The sequence below is a fragment of the Ruegeria sp. CL7 genome (assembly GCF_056536445.1).
The window spans coordinates 599863-614038 of sequence record NZ_JBQFPQ010000001.1; the positions used below are offsets into that span (position 1 = coordinate 599863).

Genomic DNA, 14176 nt, shown 5'->3' on the forward strand with positions numbered 1-14176 from the left:
TTCATCAGGCTACCTTGTTGGTGTTCGCAGCGCGGCGACGTTTCTTGCGGCTGTTTTCGTTCATGAAATCAATCACAAGCGGGCGAATGTTATCGCGCCAGCTGCGGCCCGCGAAAATGCCGTAATGGCCCGCGCCGGGTTCTACGTGGCTGGCCTTTTTGCTGTCTGGCAAACCGGTGCACAGGTCCAGTGCAGCAATACATTGTCCGGGCGCCGAGATATCGTCATTCGCACCTTCGACCGATTTCACGGCAACATCGGTGATTTTGCCGATATCCACCTTGTGGCCGGCGACAACAAATTCGTTGCGTGCGATCTCGCGGTTCTTGAACACGCGTTCGACCGTCGACAGATAGAACTCGGCCGTCATGTCCATCACCGCAAGATATTCGTCATAGAAACGGTTATGGGCATCCAGGTCCGAGGCTTCGTTGCGGATAACACGCTGAATCTGATCGGAAAACGCCTTGGAGTGGCGATCGGCGTTCATCGACATGAACGACGCCAGTTGCAGCAGGCCGGGATAGACCATACGCCCGACACCTTTGTACTTAAATCCGACCCGTTGAATCATGGTTTCTTCCAGCTGACCCATCGTAACACGTCGTCCAAAGTCGGTGACGTCGGTCGGGGTCGCGTCCGGGTCCACCGGCCCGCCAATCAGTGTCAGAGTGCTGGGTTGAGCCTTGGGTTCGACTTCGGCAAGATAGGCGGTCGCTGCCAATGTCAGCGGGGCAGGCTGACAAACCGCCACGACATGCGTGTCGGGCCCCAGTTCCTTCATGAAATCTACAAGGTAGAGCGTGTAGTCTTCGACATCGAACTTGCCGGCAGACACAGGAATATCGCGCGCATTATGCCAATCGGTGATGTAAACTTCGCAATTGACCAGCAGGCTTTTGACAGTCGAACGCAGCAGCGTGGCGTAATGGCCGGACATGGGCGCAACCAGCAGGACCTTGCGCGGTTGTTCTTCCCGGCCGTTGACACGGAAATGAACCAGATCGCCGAAGGGGCGTTCCAGAACGGTCGTAATCTCGACCAGATGGTCTTTGCCGTCCTCGCAGGTGAAGGTTCGAATGCCCCAGTCAGGTTTGACGACCATTCGCTGGAAGGTCCGTTCGGTGACTTCACCCCATGCGGCCATCCAGCTGAACGCCGGGTTAGGTGTCATGGAAAACAGGGGGTAGGACGCCATCGCGCTTGCGGTTGCACCAAGCCATTGGTTGGTGTTACGCATGGACTCCATAAGGTCGTAGGTCATCATGTAGCGCATAAATGGGGCCTCCTGAGTGTCAGCCTGAGAGTTCGGACCATTCGCCGCTTTGCCCCCCAGCACCCACGACGTTATTCTGCATGGCAGCGAGGTTAGGGTGGAATTGTTAAAATGACAACAAGTGAAGACCAAATGCCGGACGTGTCCGAAGAACATATTGAACGCATTAAAGAAAATATGGAAAGGGTCGAGCAGCTCGCGAAGCGCCTGGTCGAGATCATGGCGTCAAAAAAGTCGCACACGCCCGCGCTGGACGGCCCGAATCAAGAGCTTTTTGCACGAGCAGCAACAGCCTATTGGGCCGAGGCATGGCAAAATCCCGCCAAGTTGTTGGAGCAACAGATAGAATTCTGGGGCAAGTCGGTTCTCAACTTTGCCGAAGCGCAGAAAGCGCTGACGACCGGAGAGGTGGAAACCGAGGAAACCAAGCCCGGTGACAAGCGTTTTTCCAATCCCCTTTGGGAGACAAACCCTTATTTCCGACTGATCCGGCAGCAATACCTGACGAACGCGGAAGCGATTGCGCAGGCTGTCTCGTCGGTTGATGATCTGGATGCCAAAGACAAACGACGCCTACAGTATTTCTCGCAGCAGATCATCGACATGATGGCGCCCACGAATTTTCTGGCGACTAACCCGGATGCCCTGCAAAAAGCGGTCGAGACCGAAGGTCAGTCGCTGATAAAAGGGTTGGAGAACCTTGTTTCAGACCTCGAAGCCAATGATGGCGAGTTGGTCGTCAAACTGGCGGATGAAAGCGCGTTCGAGGTTGGTGGAAACCTGGCGACAACGCCGGGCGAGGTCATATATCGCAACCGGATGATGGAGCTGATCCAATACAAGCCGGTGACTGAAACGGTTTATGAGGCGCCCATCGTTCTGTTCCCGCCCTGGATCAACAAGTTTTATATTCTGGATCTGAAAGCCCAGAACAGCATGATCAAATGGATCACCGAACAGGGCTATACCCTGTTTGTCGTAAGCTGGGTGAACCCGGATGAAAGCTATGCCGAAACCGGCATGGAAGACTATATTCAGGACGGTTTCCTGACCGCAATCGAAACGGCCAAGAAGATCTGCAAGGTCAAACAGGTCAACGCTGTGGGTTATTGCATCGCGGGCACGACGCTGAGTCTGACCCTGTCCTTGCTGAAACAGCGTGGCGACAAATCGGTGAAATCCGCAACGCTGTTCACGGCACTGACGGATTTTTCTGATCAGGGTGAGTTTACGCCATTCCTGCAAAACGACTTCATCGACGGGATCGAAGAGGAAGTAAATAAGGAAGGCGTTCTGCGGTCGTGGATCATGGCGCGCACCATGTCGTTTCTGCGATCACGCGACCTGATTTATGGTCCGGCCATTCGCAGCTATATGATGGGGGAAGTGCCTCCGGCCTTTGATCTGCTCTACTGGAACGGCGATGGTGCAAACCTGCCAGCAAAAATGGCCGTGGAATATCTGCGAGGCCTCTGCCAGCGCAACGAGTTCGCGACCGACGGTTTCGAGTTGATGGGGCACAAGTTGAAACTCGAAGACGTGGATGTGCCGCTGATGGCCATAACCTGCGAAACCGATCACATCGCGGCATGGAAAGACTGTTACCGCGGCGTGCAGAAAATGGGCTCGCGGTCCAAAACCTTCGTGGTTTCAGAATCGGGTCATATTGCGGGTATCGTGAACCCGCCCAGCAAGAAGAAATATGGCCACTACACCAACCCGGATATGAAGTCGGATGCCAGCACCTGGCTGAAAGAAGCTGATTTTCACGAAGGATCCTGGTGGCCCATGTGGGACGCGTGGTTGAAGAAGCGGTCTGGCAAGCAGGTTCCGGCCCGTGAGCCGGGTGATTCGAAGCACCCAAGCCTTGCATCCGCACCCGGGACTTACGTTGTGGCGAAACCAAACGACTGATTTCATTTTGAAACTTAAAAATTCTGCGCCGCAGCAAGAAAAAACTTGCAATGCTGCGGTGCAGCAATCATATTGTCCTCAAGCTGATGAAACCCGGGGTGGGCCCGGACCGGCTAAAAGGATTAGGACAATGGCAAAGACCCAAGACTTTACCGCGATCATGAAAGACATGATGGGTGCATTTCCGGTGGACACCACCGCAATGGAAGGCGCATTCAAATCGACCGCTTCGCTGAACGAGAAGCTGTCGGGCGTTGCTCTGGACGCTGCTGAGAAATCGGCCGAGATCTCGAACAAATGGACCAAGGACACCCTGGCCAAGCTGAGCGAGATGTCGAAAGCCAAGGCAGAGCCTGCTGACTACGCAAAAGCCGCAACCGACTTCGCAAGCGCATCGGCTGAAGTTGCAGCCGAAAACCTGGCCGCTTTCGCCGAAATCGCGAAAAAAGTTCAGACCGAAACCGTCGAGCTGCTGATGGCTGCCGGCAAAGACGCCGCGGAAGAAGCAACCGCTGCCGTCAAAAAGGCGACCAACGAGGTCACCACCGCAGCCAAGAAAGCTGCAACTGCAAAGTAAGAAACGTCCGCGAAGCGCACCCAACCCTCCCATTAGGTGCAATCGCGTTGGGCAGGTCCATTGACCTGCCCTTTCTTTTTGTGCTGCACTCGCATAACCTGTGCTGCAACGCATCATCCTTGGGGAGGGAACCCGGTGTCGGACCAAGAAAAACCGCTGCTTATCAAGCGCTATGCCAGCCGTCGACTATACAATACCGAGACCAGCGATTACGTGACGCTCGAAGATATCGCGGGCTTCATCCGCGACGGGCGAGAAGTGCAGATCATTGATCTGAAAACCGGCGATGACCTGACTCGCCAGTATCTTCTGCAAATCATTGCCGAACATGAAAGCCGGGGTGAAAATGTGCTGCCGGTGAATGTACTGAATGATCTGGTGCGCAGTTACATGCTGCCGGGCGGGGGGGTGATGCCCCAGTTTCTGCAAAGCTCGTTCGAGATGCTGCGCGAAAGCCAAAACAAGATGATGGAAAATATGAGCGCGATGAATCCGATGTCTCAGATGCCGGGTTTTGACGCGTTGCAGGCGCAGCAACAGGCTTTCCTGAAGGCGATGACCAGCGGGCTGTCCAGCGGATGGTCCAGCCCGGAAAAGGAAGAGGACAAGTCCGAACCGAAAGAGGATCTGGACGACATCAAGAAACAGCTGGCCGAGTTGCAGCAAAAACTGTCCAAGCTGAACTGATCCGTTCCGAACAAAGAATCAGGCCCGCATCGTGCGGGCCTTTCTTGTTCAAAGTGCCGCTGTCTTAAGTGCCATAAACCGGCATCGGACCGGTCACTTCGCCAACCGATGCCAGCAGGATGTCTGCAATCACGTCCAGCTCTTCGCGGGTCAGGCGGACTGGCAGGCGCACGTCACAGGCCTTCATCAGCATGTCGCGCGTCTTGGGCAGGTCGAAAGTTTCCGGAAGGAATTGCCAGTTCCAGAAAGCGCGGGCGTTGTCTTCGCTCAGACCAAAAACCTGAACCTTGACGCCGCGTGCTTCGGACGCTGCGGCAAAGGCGCGGATCTCATGTTCCTGCATTCCGACAAGATTGAACTGGATTGAATCCGGCGCACGCTGCTCGGGGGGCAGGGGGGCGGGGACCTCGATATGAGACGAGGTGTTCAGGCGACCGGCCACGTAATCGTGGTTTGCCAGGCCATCGCGGACACGGCGTGGCAGTTCCGGAAGTTGAGGGCGGATCACGGCGGCGCTGAGGTTGCTTAGGCGAAGGTTGTACAGCGGCAGCTTGTTCTGCCAGCGGGCAAAGGCCTCTTCCAATTCGGGTGAGTTGTCGCCCTGCGGACCTTTGTGCTTCTTCCAATTGTGTTCATACGCGCCCGACATGATGACGGCACGCGCGACAAGATCTGCATCATTCGTGATCAGGATGCCACCTTCGCCGGCATTGATCATCTTGTAGGATTGGAACGAGAAACATCCGACCTTTCCGATCGTACCGATATTGCGGCCATGCCATGTGGTGCCCAGCGAATGCGCGGCATCCTCGATCACCGGAATGTTTCGTGCGTCGCACAAGGCCATGATCGCATCCATGTCGGATGTATGCCCGCGCATGTGGCTGATGATGACTGCCTGAACGTTGTCCAGCTTGGCCTCGAAATCGGCCATGTCGATGCGATAGTTTTCACCCACTTCGCACAGAACCGGAATGCAGTCGGCGTGGACGACCGATGACGGCACGGCCGCGAAGGTGAAGCCGGGGATCAGAACACGCGCATCGCGGGGCAGGCCCAGTGCTTTGAGCGACAGAAACAGCGCGGCCGAGCAGGACGATACCGCCAAGGCGTATTTCGTGCCCAACAGTTCCGCGAACTCGGCTTCCAGCAGGGCCACCGGGGCATCCTGCGGTGCGGTATATCGGAACAGGTCACCTGATTGCATCAGGGCCTCGATCGCGTCCTTGGCGGCGGCAGGGATGGGTTCGGCGTCGTGAACGTTGGGGGGCAGCGTCATATTTGGAATTCCCGAATTCTATCTTTGGGAAAGATAAAGATAATCAGGAGGCAATCCAAGCCCCCAATCGCCGGGCAGGCGAAAATTCACCAATCTGTCGCAATTTACGTGGATCAGACCCCAAGCCGGTCGCGCAGTGCGAACCATGTCATGGCCAGCACCAGAAGCGGGCTGCGCAGGGCAGGGCCGCCTGGAAAAGACAGCGCGGGCACCCGTGCCATCGTGTCAAACCCTTCGGCCTGACCCTGAATCGCCATCGCCATGAGTTGTCCGGCATGGGTCGCAGTGCCGACACCGTGACCGGAATATCCCGAAGCCGAAAGAATATTGGGTGCGACACGGGCCAGATACGGCATCCGCCGCATGGTGATGGCCAGCGTTCCGCCCCAGGCATAGTCGATCTTCACATCCCGCAAATGCGGGAAAATCTCGGTCATGGGTTTGCGGACCTTGGCGGCGACATCTGATGGAAAGCGATAGCCATAGCTTTCGCCGCCTCCGAACAAGAGGCGACCATCGGCGCTGAGGCGAAAATAGTTCACCACGAATTTCGTGTCCGCCACCGCAACATCCCGGGTCAAAACCTGGGCGGTGTCCTCTCCAAGGGGTTCGGTGGCCGCAATGAAATTGTTGATGGGCATGACCCTGGCGGCGACGGAACGATTGAGGTCGCCCAGATACCCGTTGCAGGCCAGAATGACGTGCTTGGCCCGAACGTTGCCGTGTGCAGTTCGGATCACAGCCGTCTGGCCCTCGTCAATCCCGGTCACTTCGGTGCTTTCATGGACGCGAACGCCCGCTTTGGCCGCGGCTTGCGCCAATCCCAACGCAAAGTTCAGAGGGTGCAGATGCGCCGCACCCATATCCAGATACCCCCCTTGATAGGCTGGTGACGGGCACAGCGAATGACCCGCGTTTTCGTCCAACAGCTCGATCTGGTCGTATCCGTACCGCTCGGAAAGATGACCGGCGTGGTCATGCAGTTCTTTTTGCTCGGATTTGCTCAGGCCCAGAACGGCGACACCGGGTTTCAGGTCACAGGCGATCTGGTGTTTTGCAATCAGGGATTTGACCAGATCCTTGGCGTCTTCAGCCAGTTCCCAAAGCCTGGCGGCGTCGGCATCGCCTACAAGACGCTCGAGGTCTTCCTGGTCCACCCGCTGCGCGCTGCCCAACTGCCCGCCGTTTCGGCCCGACGCGCCAAAGCCGACGCGGTGCGCTTCAAGCAGCACGACGTCGAACCCGGCTTCGGCCAGATGAAGGGCCGCGGACAGCCCCGTATAGCCGCCACCGACAACGCATACATCCGCCCTGGTGTCTTCTGACAACGCGGGAAAGCGATCCATCGGATGCGCCGTCGCGGCATACCAGCTGTCAGGGTACTCGCCCTTGCGGTCATTGGAATAGAGCAGGTTCACGGAAGGTCTCAGACGTTGATCAGCAGATGTTCACGTTCCCACGGAGAGATCACCTGTAGGAACTCCTCATACTCGGCCCGTTTGACGATGCCGTAAACGCGGGCGAATTCGGGGCCCAGAACCTCGTGCAGGGCGGTGGCTTCGTCGAACAGATCCAGCGCTTCGCCCATGACCTGCGGGATATCGCCCTCGCCTTCATAAGCGTCGCCATAGAACTGACGACGTGGGCGTTCCTGCTCGACCAGGCCAAGATAGCCGCAGGCCAGCGACAACGCGATGCCCAGATACGGGTTGCAATCCATCCCGGCGATGCGGTTCTCGACGCGCCGCGATTCCGGGCCGGACAGGGGCACGCGAATGCCGGTGGTGCGGTTGTCACGGGCCCATTCCAGGTTGATCGGTGCCGCGTGATCCTTCACATAGCGCCGGTAGGAATTCACATAAGGCGCCATGACCGCCAGACCGGAGGGCAGGTGGTTCTGCAAACCGGCGATAAAGTGGTAAAACGCGTCCGTCTCACCCCCTTGAGGACCAGAGAAAATGTTCTGGCCGGTTTCCATGTCGATGATCGAGTGATGGATATGCATGGCCGAGCCCGGCTCTTCCTCGATCGGTTTTGCCATGAAGGTGGCAAAACAATTGTGGCGCAGCGCGGCCTCGCGGATCAGGCGTTTGAAATAGAAGACTTCATCGGCCAGTTTCACCGGATTGCCATGGCGCAGGTTGATTTCCAACTGCCCGGCGCCGCCTTCCTGGGTGATGCCGTCGATCTCGAACCCCTGATGCTCGGCGAAATCATAGATGTCGTCGATCACCGGGCCAAACTCGTCCACGGCCGTCATGGAATAGGCCTGTCGCGCCGCGGCCGGACGGCCGGAACGCCCCATCATGGGTTTGATGCCCTGCGCCGGGTCCACATTGGGGGCAACCAGAAAGAACTCCATCTCTGGTGCAACAACCGGCTTCCATCCCTTGTCATGATAAAGCTGCACAACACGCTTGAGTACGTTGCGCGGGCTGTAAGGGATCGGATTGTCATCCCGGTCGTAGGCGTCGTGGATCACCTGCAATGTCCAATCCCCCGTCCACGGCGCAGCGGAAGTGGTCGAGAAATCGGGCTTCAGGATCATATCCTTTTCGATGAACCCGTCATCGCCGGCAGCTTCGCCCCAGCCCCCTGTGATGGTCTGGTAGAAGATGCTGTCGGGCAGGTGGAAATAGGATTGCTTTGCGAATTTTGATGCAGGCACCGCCTTGCCGCGCGCAATACCCGGCAGGTCCGAAATGATGCATTCAACTTCGTCCAGTCGTTGCCCATGGAAATATGCCTTTGCGGCTTCCGGCAGTTTATCAGTCCAATCAGCCATCAGGCTCTCTCTTTCTTTAGAAACTCGGCCATGTGGCGCGCAATTTTGGCGTTGTCGTCCGGGGCCGTCTCGCGATTTGCGGCTTCGCGCATCAGGTCTTCGGGTACCACGCCCTTGCCCCGTGTCCGCATCAGGCCTGCCACGAATCCGTTGTTGAATTCCGGGTGGGCCTGAACTGTCCAGATTGTATCCCCATAAGCCAGCATCGCGTTTTTGCAGAAGGCATTCCGGCCCAGAACCCGCGCTTCTTTCGGCAATTCGACAACCTGATCCTGGTGCCAGGCATTCAGCCATAGTCTGTTGCCGTCATATTCGTATTCCGTACGACCTACGGCCCATCCTTTCGAGAATTTCTCGACCTTGCCACCCAGTGCCTGAGCAATGATCTGATGGCCAAAGCAAACGCCGATCAGGGGTTTTCCACTTTCCCAGATCTCGCGCACCAACGCTTCCAGCGGGGCGATCCAGGGAAGGTCCTCGTAAACCCCGTGGCGCGATCCGGTAATGATCCATCCATCCGCATCATCCGCACCATCGGGGAAGGTGCCGTCCACGACGGCGAAGGTCACGAACTCGAACCCGTTGTCACGCAGCAACGCGGGGAAAAGTTCGTTATAATCCCCGAATTCTTCCTGTAGCACTTCGGGGGTGTGGCCGGTTTGTAGGATACCGATTTTCATGTGTCACCAAATTTGATCAAATTAATCCTAGCCGAGACTGGTTGACGCGGCAAGGGGGTCAAACCGTCTCGAGATAGCTCAACCAGTGATCCTCGGGCGGGATGTTCGCAAATCGGGTGATCTCTTGTCGTTTGGTCATGGTCAGATAGCGGATCAGGTCAGCGGGGAACAGCCGGGCCACCAAAGGATCCGTGGAGAACCTGTCAATCGCGCTCGACCAATCCGGCATCAGTTGAGGCAGGTCCGCGATGTCATAGGCGTTCCCCGTAATCGGGGCAGGGGGGATCAAGCCGTCCTCGATGCCGACAAGTGCCGCGCCCAGAACCGCGGTCAACATCAGATACGGGTTTATGTCCCCGCCGGCGACACGGTGTTCGATGCGCCGTGCGGCCGGGGCCCCGCCCGGGATGCGAATGGCAGCGGTTCGGTTTTCATAGGCCCAGCAGGCGCCCGTGGGCGCATGTGCACCCGGTATGAGCCGTGTGTAGGAGTTGCCGTGGGGTGCAAATATCAGCGAGCTGCCCGGCATGGCTGCGACACAGCCAGCTACGGCAGACCGCAATATCTCGGTGCCTTCCGGCCCGTTGTTGTCGAACACATTGTGCCCGTTCTGGTCCACCACCGAGAAATGCACATGCATTCCGTTGCCTGCGTCATCGGCATAAGGTTTGGACATGAAGGTGGCCGCAAATCCGTGCCTGCGCGCCAACCCACGCGTCAATGCCTTGAAAAACCACGTATCATCGGCACAGCGCATGGCGTCCTGATGGTTCAGGTTGATCTCGAACTGGCCGATGCCGCTTTCGGAAATCGCCGTCTGCGCGGGGATGCCCATTGCGGCGCAGCCATCGTACAGGTCGGTAAAGAACGCCTCGAACGCGTCCATTTCGGCAACCGACAGAACGGCCTCATCCGCAAGGCGCCGCCCTGTGATCGGATTCACCGGTGGTTGCGGCTGCGCGCCAGAAGCGTCAACGAGTGTGAACTCCAACTCTGTCGCGGCAACAACGGACCAGCCGCGTTGCGCATAGCGGTCGAGTATGGCGGACAGGGCATGCCGCGGGTCGCCCGGGAAGGGCACTCCGTCATCATCATACAGACACATCGGAACCAGCGCTGTTTCCGTATCCAGCCAGGGCACGGGGACCGGGCCGCGTTCGGTCGGGCGCAGCACCCCATCTGCGTCGCCGGTTTCAAAGACCAGCGGGCTTCCTTCGATATCAGCGCCCCACAAGTCTACGTTCAGTGCCGAAAACGGCATTCGCACGGCGCCTTTTCCCAGTTTGTCGGCATAGCCAGGGGGCACGCGTTTGCCACGCATTTGACCGTTCAGGTCACATGCGGCGACGCGAAAATTGTGCAGGGCTCTCAGATCCATTGGGGGCTCCGTCGGTGAAACTCCCCAGTGATTTACTTCAATGGATGTGCTTTGTCACCAAATTTGATCAAATTTTGGCTTGGGTTTTCAAGGAACGCCCCGCGCCGGTATAGACCGGCGCGGAGAGCTGTTTTCAGGCAAAGCTTACGCCATGTTCTTCCATGGGCAATTGCGCCACATGCAAACCTGACAGGGCTTTGATCGCATTGGCCAAAGCCGGTGCTGACGGTGGCGTGCCGGGTTCTCCGACGCCGGTCGGTGCTTCGGCCGATGGCACGATATGCACGTCGATTGCGGCAATATCCCCGATGCGCAGCGGTTCGTAATCCGGGAAGTTGTATTGATCCACCGCCCCACTTGTCAGGGTGATCTGGTCACGCATCACATGGCCAATGCCATAGCCGATGCCGCCTTCCATCTGGGCCCGCACGATATCGGGGTTCACGGCGATACCGCAATCCACGGCACACGTGACCTTTTCAATCCTGATGCCATTTTCCGGATCGCCCGAGATTTCGACCACTTCAGCCGCGTAAGACCCAAAGGACTTGTGAACGGCAATCCCCTGCGACCGGCCCTCTGGCGCATTGCCCCAGTTTGCCTTTTCGGCCGCCAGCTTCAAAACAGCTGCTTTGCGCTGCTGGTCCAGGTTGCTGCTGTCGGAAAGATGGGCCAGACGGAATTCCACCGGATCACGACCGGCGGCCTCGGCCACCAGATCCATCATGGTTTCCATCGTATAGGCGGTGTGGGTGTGCCCGACCGAGCGCCACCACAGAACCGTCGTCGCCTTTGGCGTGTCTGTCAGACCCACCGCCATGCCGGGGATGCTGTAGGGGCTGTCCGAAACGCCTTCGACCGAGCTGTGGTCGATGCCGTCATGAACCAGAACAGCCTCGAACGGGGTGCCCTTGATCACGGATTGGCCGGCAATCTGGTGCTGCCACCCGACGATGTTGCCTTCGGCGTCCAGACCCACACGAACCTTGTGGCCAAAGGCCGGTCGGTAATACCCGCTGCGAATGTCGTCTTCGCGCGTCCAGACCAGTTTCACCGGGCGAGAGCGGTCAGTGACGACAAAGGCCAGGGCGGCCTCGACCTGATAATCCGCATCCGGGGTGGCGCGGCGCCCGAAAGACCCGCCTGCCAGCATGGTTTTGATGTGGATCTTCTCGGCGGGCAGGCCAAAGATTTGCTGGTAGGCCATATGAGGACCCGTCGGCATCTGTGCCCCGTCATGCAGAACGATGTCTCCGTCTGCGGTCTGCTCGATGGTGCAGTTCAGCGGTTCCATAGGGGCATGGGCCAGCAGTGGGAAGTAGAACGTTTTTTCGACGACCTTGTCCGCTCCGTCGATGGCGGCTGCCACAGCGGCAAAATCCGCCTTGTTGACATTATACGTGGGCTCAGCCTCCAGCGCGTCCATGATCTCGGCCTTGATCTGGTCCGAGTTGCGGGTTTCCGCGCCGGACATGTCCCATTCGACCTCAAGCGCATCGCGTGCCTGAATCGCGGCCCAGGTGTTCTCGGCGTACACCGCGACGCCCGCCTGATTGGGCAGAACAGCGGCGCTGATATAGCCTTTGACCTCTTTCGATGCGCTGTCATCAAAGCCCAGCGCGATGCCGCCCTTCGCTTCGGGGCGTTTGATCATGGCGATCATCTGGTTGGGCAGGTGAACGTCCATGGCAAACATCGCCTGGCCGTTGCTTTTGATTGCCGTATCCTTGCGGCGCACCGTTTCATTTCCGATCAGACGGAATTCGGACGGGTCCTTCAGGCGTGGCTCTGCCGGAGCGTCCAGTTGCGACGCAGCAGACACAAATTCAGCGATCGGAGCCGACTTGTCGCCTGCCTTCACGATGCCGTCTTCGATGGTGATGCCAGATGAATCCACGCCCCAGCTTTGCGCGGCGGCGTTGATCAGCATTTCGCGCGCGGCAGCACCGGCCTGACGGTATTGCAGCCACGAATTCGCCATCGCGGTCGAACCGCCGGTGCCCTGGAACGGGCCGAACAGCAGGTTGTTGTAGACATTCGGATCCGAGGGGGCGAACTCGTACTCGATCTGATCCATGGTCAGGCCGATTTCTTCGGCAATCAGCGTCGGCAGTCCGGTCGCCGGGCCCTGACCTTTTTCAAAATGTTTGACGATGGCGGTCACGGTGCCATCGGCATCGATCTTCACAAATGGATTGAACTGCGCGGTCTCGGACGAGGCCGCGGCCAGCACACCATCAGGGCGGGCGCCAACCAGCAGGACGGCACCGGCAGCGGCGGCGCCTTTCAGAAACCAACGGCGAGAGGTGTTGATGGTCATGGATCAGGCCTCCAGAATTTCAGACGCGCGTTGGATGCCGGCGCGGATGCGTTGATAGGTGGCGCAGCGGCAGGCATTGCCGGACATGTACTCGTCAATCTCCTGGACCGACGGCTTCGGGTTCTCGGACAACAGCCCGACAGCCGACATCACCTGACCCGACTGGCAATAGCCGCACTGGACGACATCCAGTTCGACCCAGGCCTGTTGTACGGCAGCACCGATCTTGTCGTCACCGACAGCTTCGATAGTCGTGACTTCGGCGTCTTCGACGTCTTCAATGAATGTCTGACAGGAACGGACGGGCTCACCATTCACGTGCACGGTGCAGGCCCCGCAGGATGCCACGCCGCAGCCGAATTTTGTGCCGGTCAGTTTCAGTTCGTCTCGGATCACCCAGAGAAGAGGCGTTCCGGGTTCGGCATCAACCTCGAGGGTCGTGCCGTTCAGGTTCAATTTAAGAGCCATGATGAGGGGGTCTCCTGTTGGTGCTGGTTTCCGTAATTGGTAAACTCGCAGGTTTACTTATGGCATATGGTTTTGCCTCTGTAAACTCCTGCGTTTACCTGGTGTTTGACCAGGGCACGTCAATAGGTCTATAGCTCTGACATGAACGAATGCAGCGCACAGAATGCGTCCAAGCGCGCACAGATCATCGAAGCTGCCGTGGCCGAGTTCCAGGAAAAGGGCTTTGCCGCGGCCAGTATGGATCGCATTTCAGCAAGGGCCGAAGTGTCCAAGCGTACGCTGTACAAGTACTTTGAAAGTAAAGAAAACCTGTTCCGCTCCATCGTGGTCGAATTGTCCAGCCGCTTTGCTGAAGTGCTGGAAATTCGGTATGAAAAAGGTCGCGATATTCGTACACAACTGACTGAACTGGCCTGGGCTGAAGGGCACATTCTGATGCGGCCCGATGTTATCGCGATGGCCCGGATGGTGATCAGCGAAACCTTGCGCAACCCGACGCTTGCGGCGGAAGCGCAGGGCAAGCTGGACAAGACAGCGACATTCATTGCCATGCTCAAAGATGCGGCAGAGGATGGGCAGCTTCGGATCGATGATCCGGAACGGGCCGGGCGCGAATTCATCGGCCTGATCAAGGCGCGCGCCTTCTGGCCACTGCTGTTTACGGGTGGGGCGCTCAGCGAAGCCGAGATGACGGAAACGATCGAAAGCAGTGTCCAGATGGTGATGAGCCGATATGGTGTCTAATCGATAGCAACTCACTGATGATGGTCGCAGTCGGGACGTCGCCAGAGGAATGTGTTAGGGCTTTTCGA

The 14176-nt window shown here is 58.0% G+C and carries 12 protein-coding genes; 4 read left to right on the forward strand and 8 right to left on the reverse strand.

Annotation, left to right across the window (positions count from 1 at the left end; translation table 11 throughout):
* Positions 1-4: 4 nt before the first annotated feature.
* Complete coding sequence (gene phaZ, locus ACR0LI_RS03005; protein ID WP_171631288.1) at positions 5-1276, reverse strand: polyhydroxyalkanoate depolymerase; 1272 nt, start codon at positions 1274-1276, stop codon at positions 5-7.
* 111 nt (positions 1277-1387) lie between these two features.
* Between phaZ and ACR0LI_RS03010 the strand changes: the two genes are divergently transcribed.
* From ACR0LI_RS03010 to phaR, 3 genes are all read left to right on the forward strand, one after another.
* Positions 1388-3190: a PHA/PHB synthase family protein gene (locus tag ACR0LI_RS03010; protein ID WP_480490526.1), complete on the forward strand. Its 1803-nt coding sequence runs from the start codon at positions 1388-1390 to the stop codon at positions 3188-3190.
* A gap of 130 nt (positions 3191-3320) precedes the next feature.
* The gene (locus tag ACR0LI_RS03015) at positions 3321-3767 is read left to right on the forward strand and encodes a phasin family protein (RefSeq protein ID WP_171228035.1); all 447 of its coding nucleotides are present in this window, start codon (positions 3321-3323) and stop codon (positions 3765-3767) included.
* 135 nt (positions 3768-3902) lie between these two features.
* Positions 3903-4454 (forward strand): polyhydroxyalkanoate synthesis repressor PhaR, encoded by a 552-nt coding sequence (gene phaR / locus ACR0LI_RS03020; RefSeq protein ID WP_171631294.1) that lies wholly within the window; start codon positions 3903-3905, stop codon positions 4452-4454.
* Between the two features lie 64 nt (positions 4455-4518).
* On the opposite strand, the gene ACR0LI_RS03025 is transcribed toward phaR, so the two are convergent.
* The 7 genes from ACR0LI_RS03025 to ACR0LI_RS03055 all read right to left on the reverse strand — a co-directional run bounded on the left by ACR0LI_RS03025 (position 4519) and on the right by ACR0LI_RS03055 (position 13364).
* Positions 4519-5733: a DegT/DnrJ/EryC1/StrS family aminotransferase gene (locus ACR0LI_RS03025; RefSeq protein ID WP_480487983.1), complete on the reverse strand. Its 1215-nt coding sequence runs from the start codon at positions 5731-5733 to the stop codon at positions 4519-4521.
* 113 nt (positions 5734-5846) lie between these two features.
* A complete protein-coding gene (locus tag ACR0LI_RS03030; protein WP_480717988.1) occupies positions 5847-7151 on the reverse strand; it encodes an NAD(P)/FAD-dependent oxidoreductase in 1305 nt (434 codons plus the stop codon).
* An 8-nt stretch (positions 7152-7159) separates the two neighbouring features.
* Positions 7160-8518 carry a glutamine synthetase family protein gene (locus tag ACR0LI_RS03035; protein WP_171631301.1) on the reverse strand — a complete coding sequence of 453 codons (1359 nt, stop codon included), beginning with the start codon at positions 8516-8518 and terminating at the stop codon, positions 7160-7162.
* Positions 8518-9198, reverse strand: a complete 681-nt coding sequence (locus ACR0LI_RS03040) for a type 1 glutamine amidotransferase (protein WP_171723001.1) — start codon at positions 9196-9198, stop codon at positions 8518-8520. Before ACR0LI_RS03040 ends, ACR0LI_RS03035 begins: the two co-directional genes overlap by 1 nt.
* A 58-nt stretch (positions 9199-9256) precedes the next feature.
* Positions 9257-10576: a glutamine synthetase family protein gene (locus tag ACR0LI_RS03045; protein ID WP_171631306.1), complete on the reverse strand. Its 1320-nt coding sequence runs from the start codon at positions 10574-10576 to the stop codon at positions 9257-9259.
* Positions 10577-10709: 133 nt separating this feature from the next.
* Positions 10710-12896 (reverse strand): xanthine dehydrogenase family protein molybdopterin-binding subunit, encoded by a 2187-nt coding sequence (locus ACR0LI_RS03050; RefSeq protein ID WP_171631308.1) that lies wholly within the window; start codon positions 12894-12896, stop codon positions 10710-10712.
* 3 nt (positions 12897-12899) lie between these two features.
* Positions 12900-13364 (reverse strand): (2Fe-2S)-binding protein, encoded by a 465-nt coding sequence (locus ACR0LI_RS03055; protein WP_171631310.1) that lies wholly within the window; start codon positions 13362-13364, stop codon positions 12900-12902.
* 141 nt (positions 13365-13505) lie between these two features.
* Between ACR0LI_RS03055 and ACR0LI_RS03060 the strand changes: the two genes are divergently transcribed.
* Positions 13506-14108, forward strand: coding sequence for a TetR/AcrR family transcriptional regulator (locus ACR0LI_RS03060; protein WP_480717989.1), 603 nt, complete (start codon positions 13506-13508; stop codon positions 14106-14108).
* Positions 14109-14176: the final 68 nt, after the last annotated feature.

Coding starts and splice junctions, on each gene's coding strand:
- phaZ (WP_171631288.1), bottom strand. CDS start 1,276: ATGCGCTACATGATGACCTACGACCTTATGGAGTCCATGCGTAACACC.
- ACR0LI_RS03010 (WP_480490526.1), top strand. CDS start 1,388: ATGACAACAAGTGAAGACCAAATGCCGGACGTGTCCGAAGAACATATT.
- ACR0LI_RS03015 (WP_171228035.1), top strand. CDS start 3,321: ATGGCAAAGACCCAAGACTTTACCGCGATCATGAAAGACATGATGGGT.
- ACR0LI_RS03025 (WP_480487983.1), bottom strand. CDS start 5,733: ATGACGCTGCCCCCCAACGTTCACGACGCCGAACCCATCCCTGCCGCC.
- ACR0LI_RS03035 (WP_171631301.1), bottom strand. CDS start 8,518: ATGGCTGATTGGACTGATAAACTGCCGGAAGCCGCAAAGGCATATTTC.
- ACR0LI_RS03040 (WP_171723001.1), bottom strand. CDS start 9,198: ATGAAAATCGGTATCCTACAAACCGGCCACACCCCCGAAGTGCTACAG.
- ACR0LI_RS03045 (WP_171631306.1), bottom strand. CDS start 10,576: ATGGATCTGAGAGCCCTGCACAATTTTCGCGTCGCCGCATGTGACCTG.
- ACR0LI_RS03050 (WP_171631308.1), bottom strand. CDS start 12,896: ATGACCATCAACACCTCTCGCCGTTGGTTTCTGAAAGGCGCCGCCGCT.
- ACR0LI_RS03055 (WP_171631310.1), bottom strand. CDS start 13,364: ATGGCTCTTAAATTGAACCTGAACGGCACGACCCTCGAGGTTGATGCC.
- ACR0LI_RS03060 (WP_480717989.1), top strand. CDS start 13,506: ATGAACGAATGCAGCGCACAGAATGCGTCCAAGCGCGCACAGATCATC.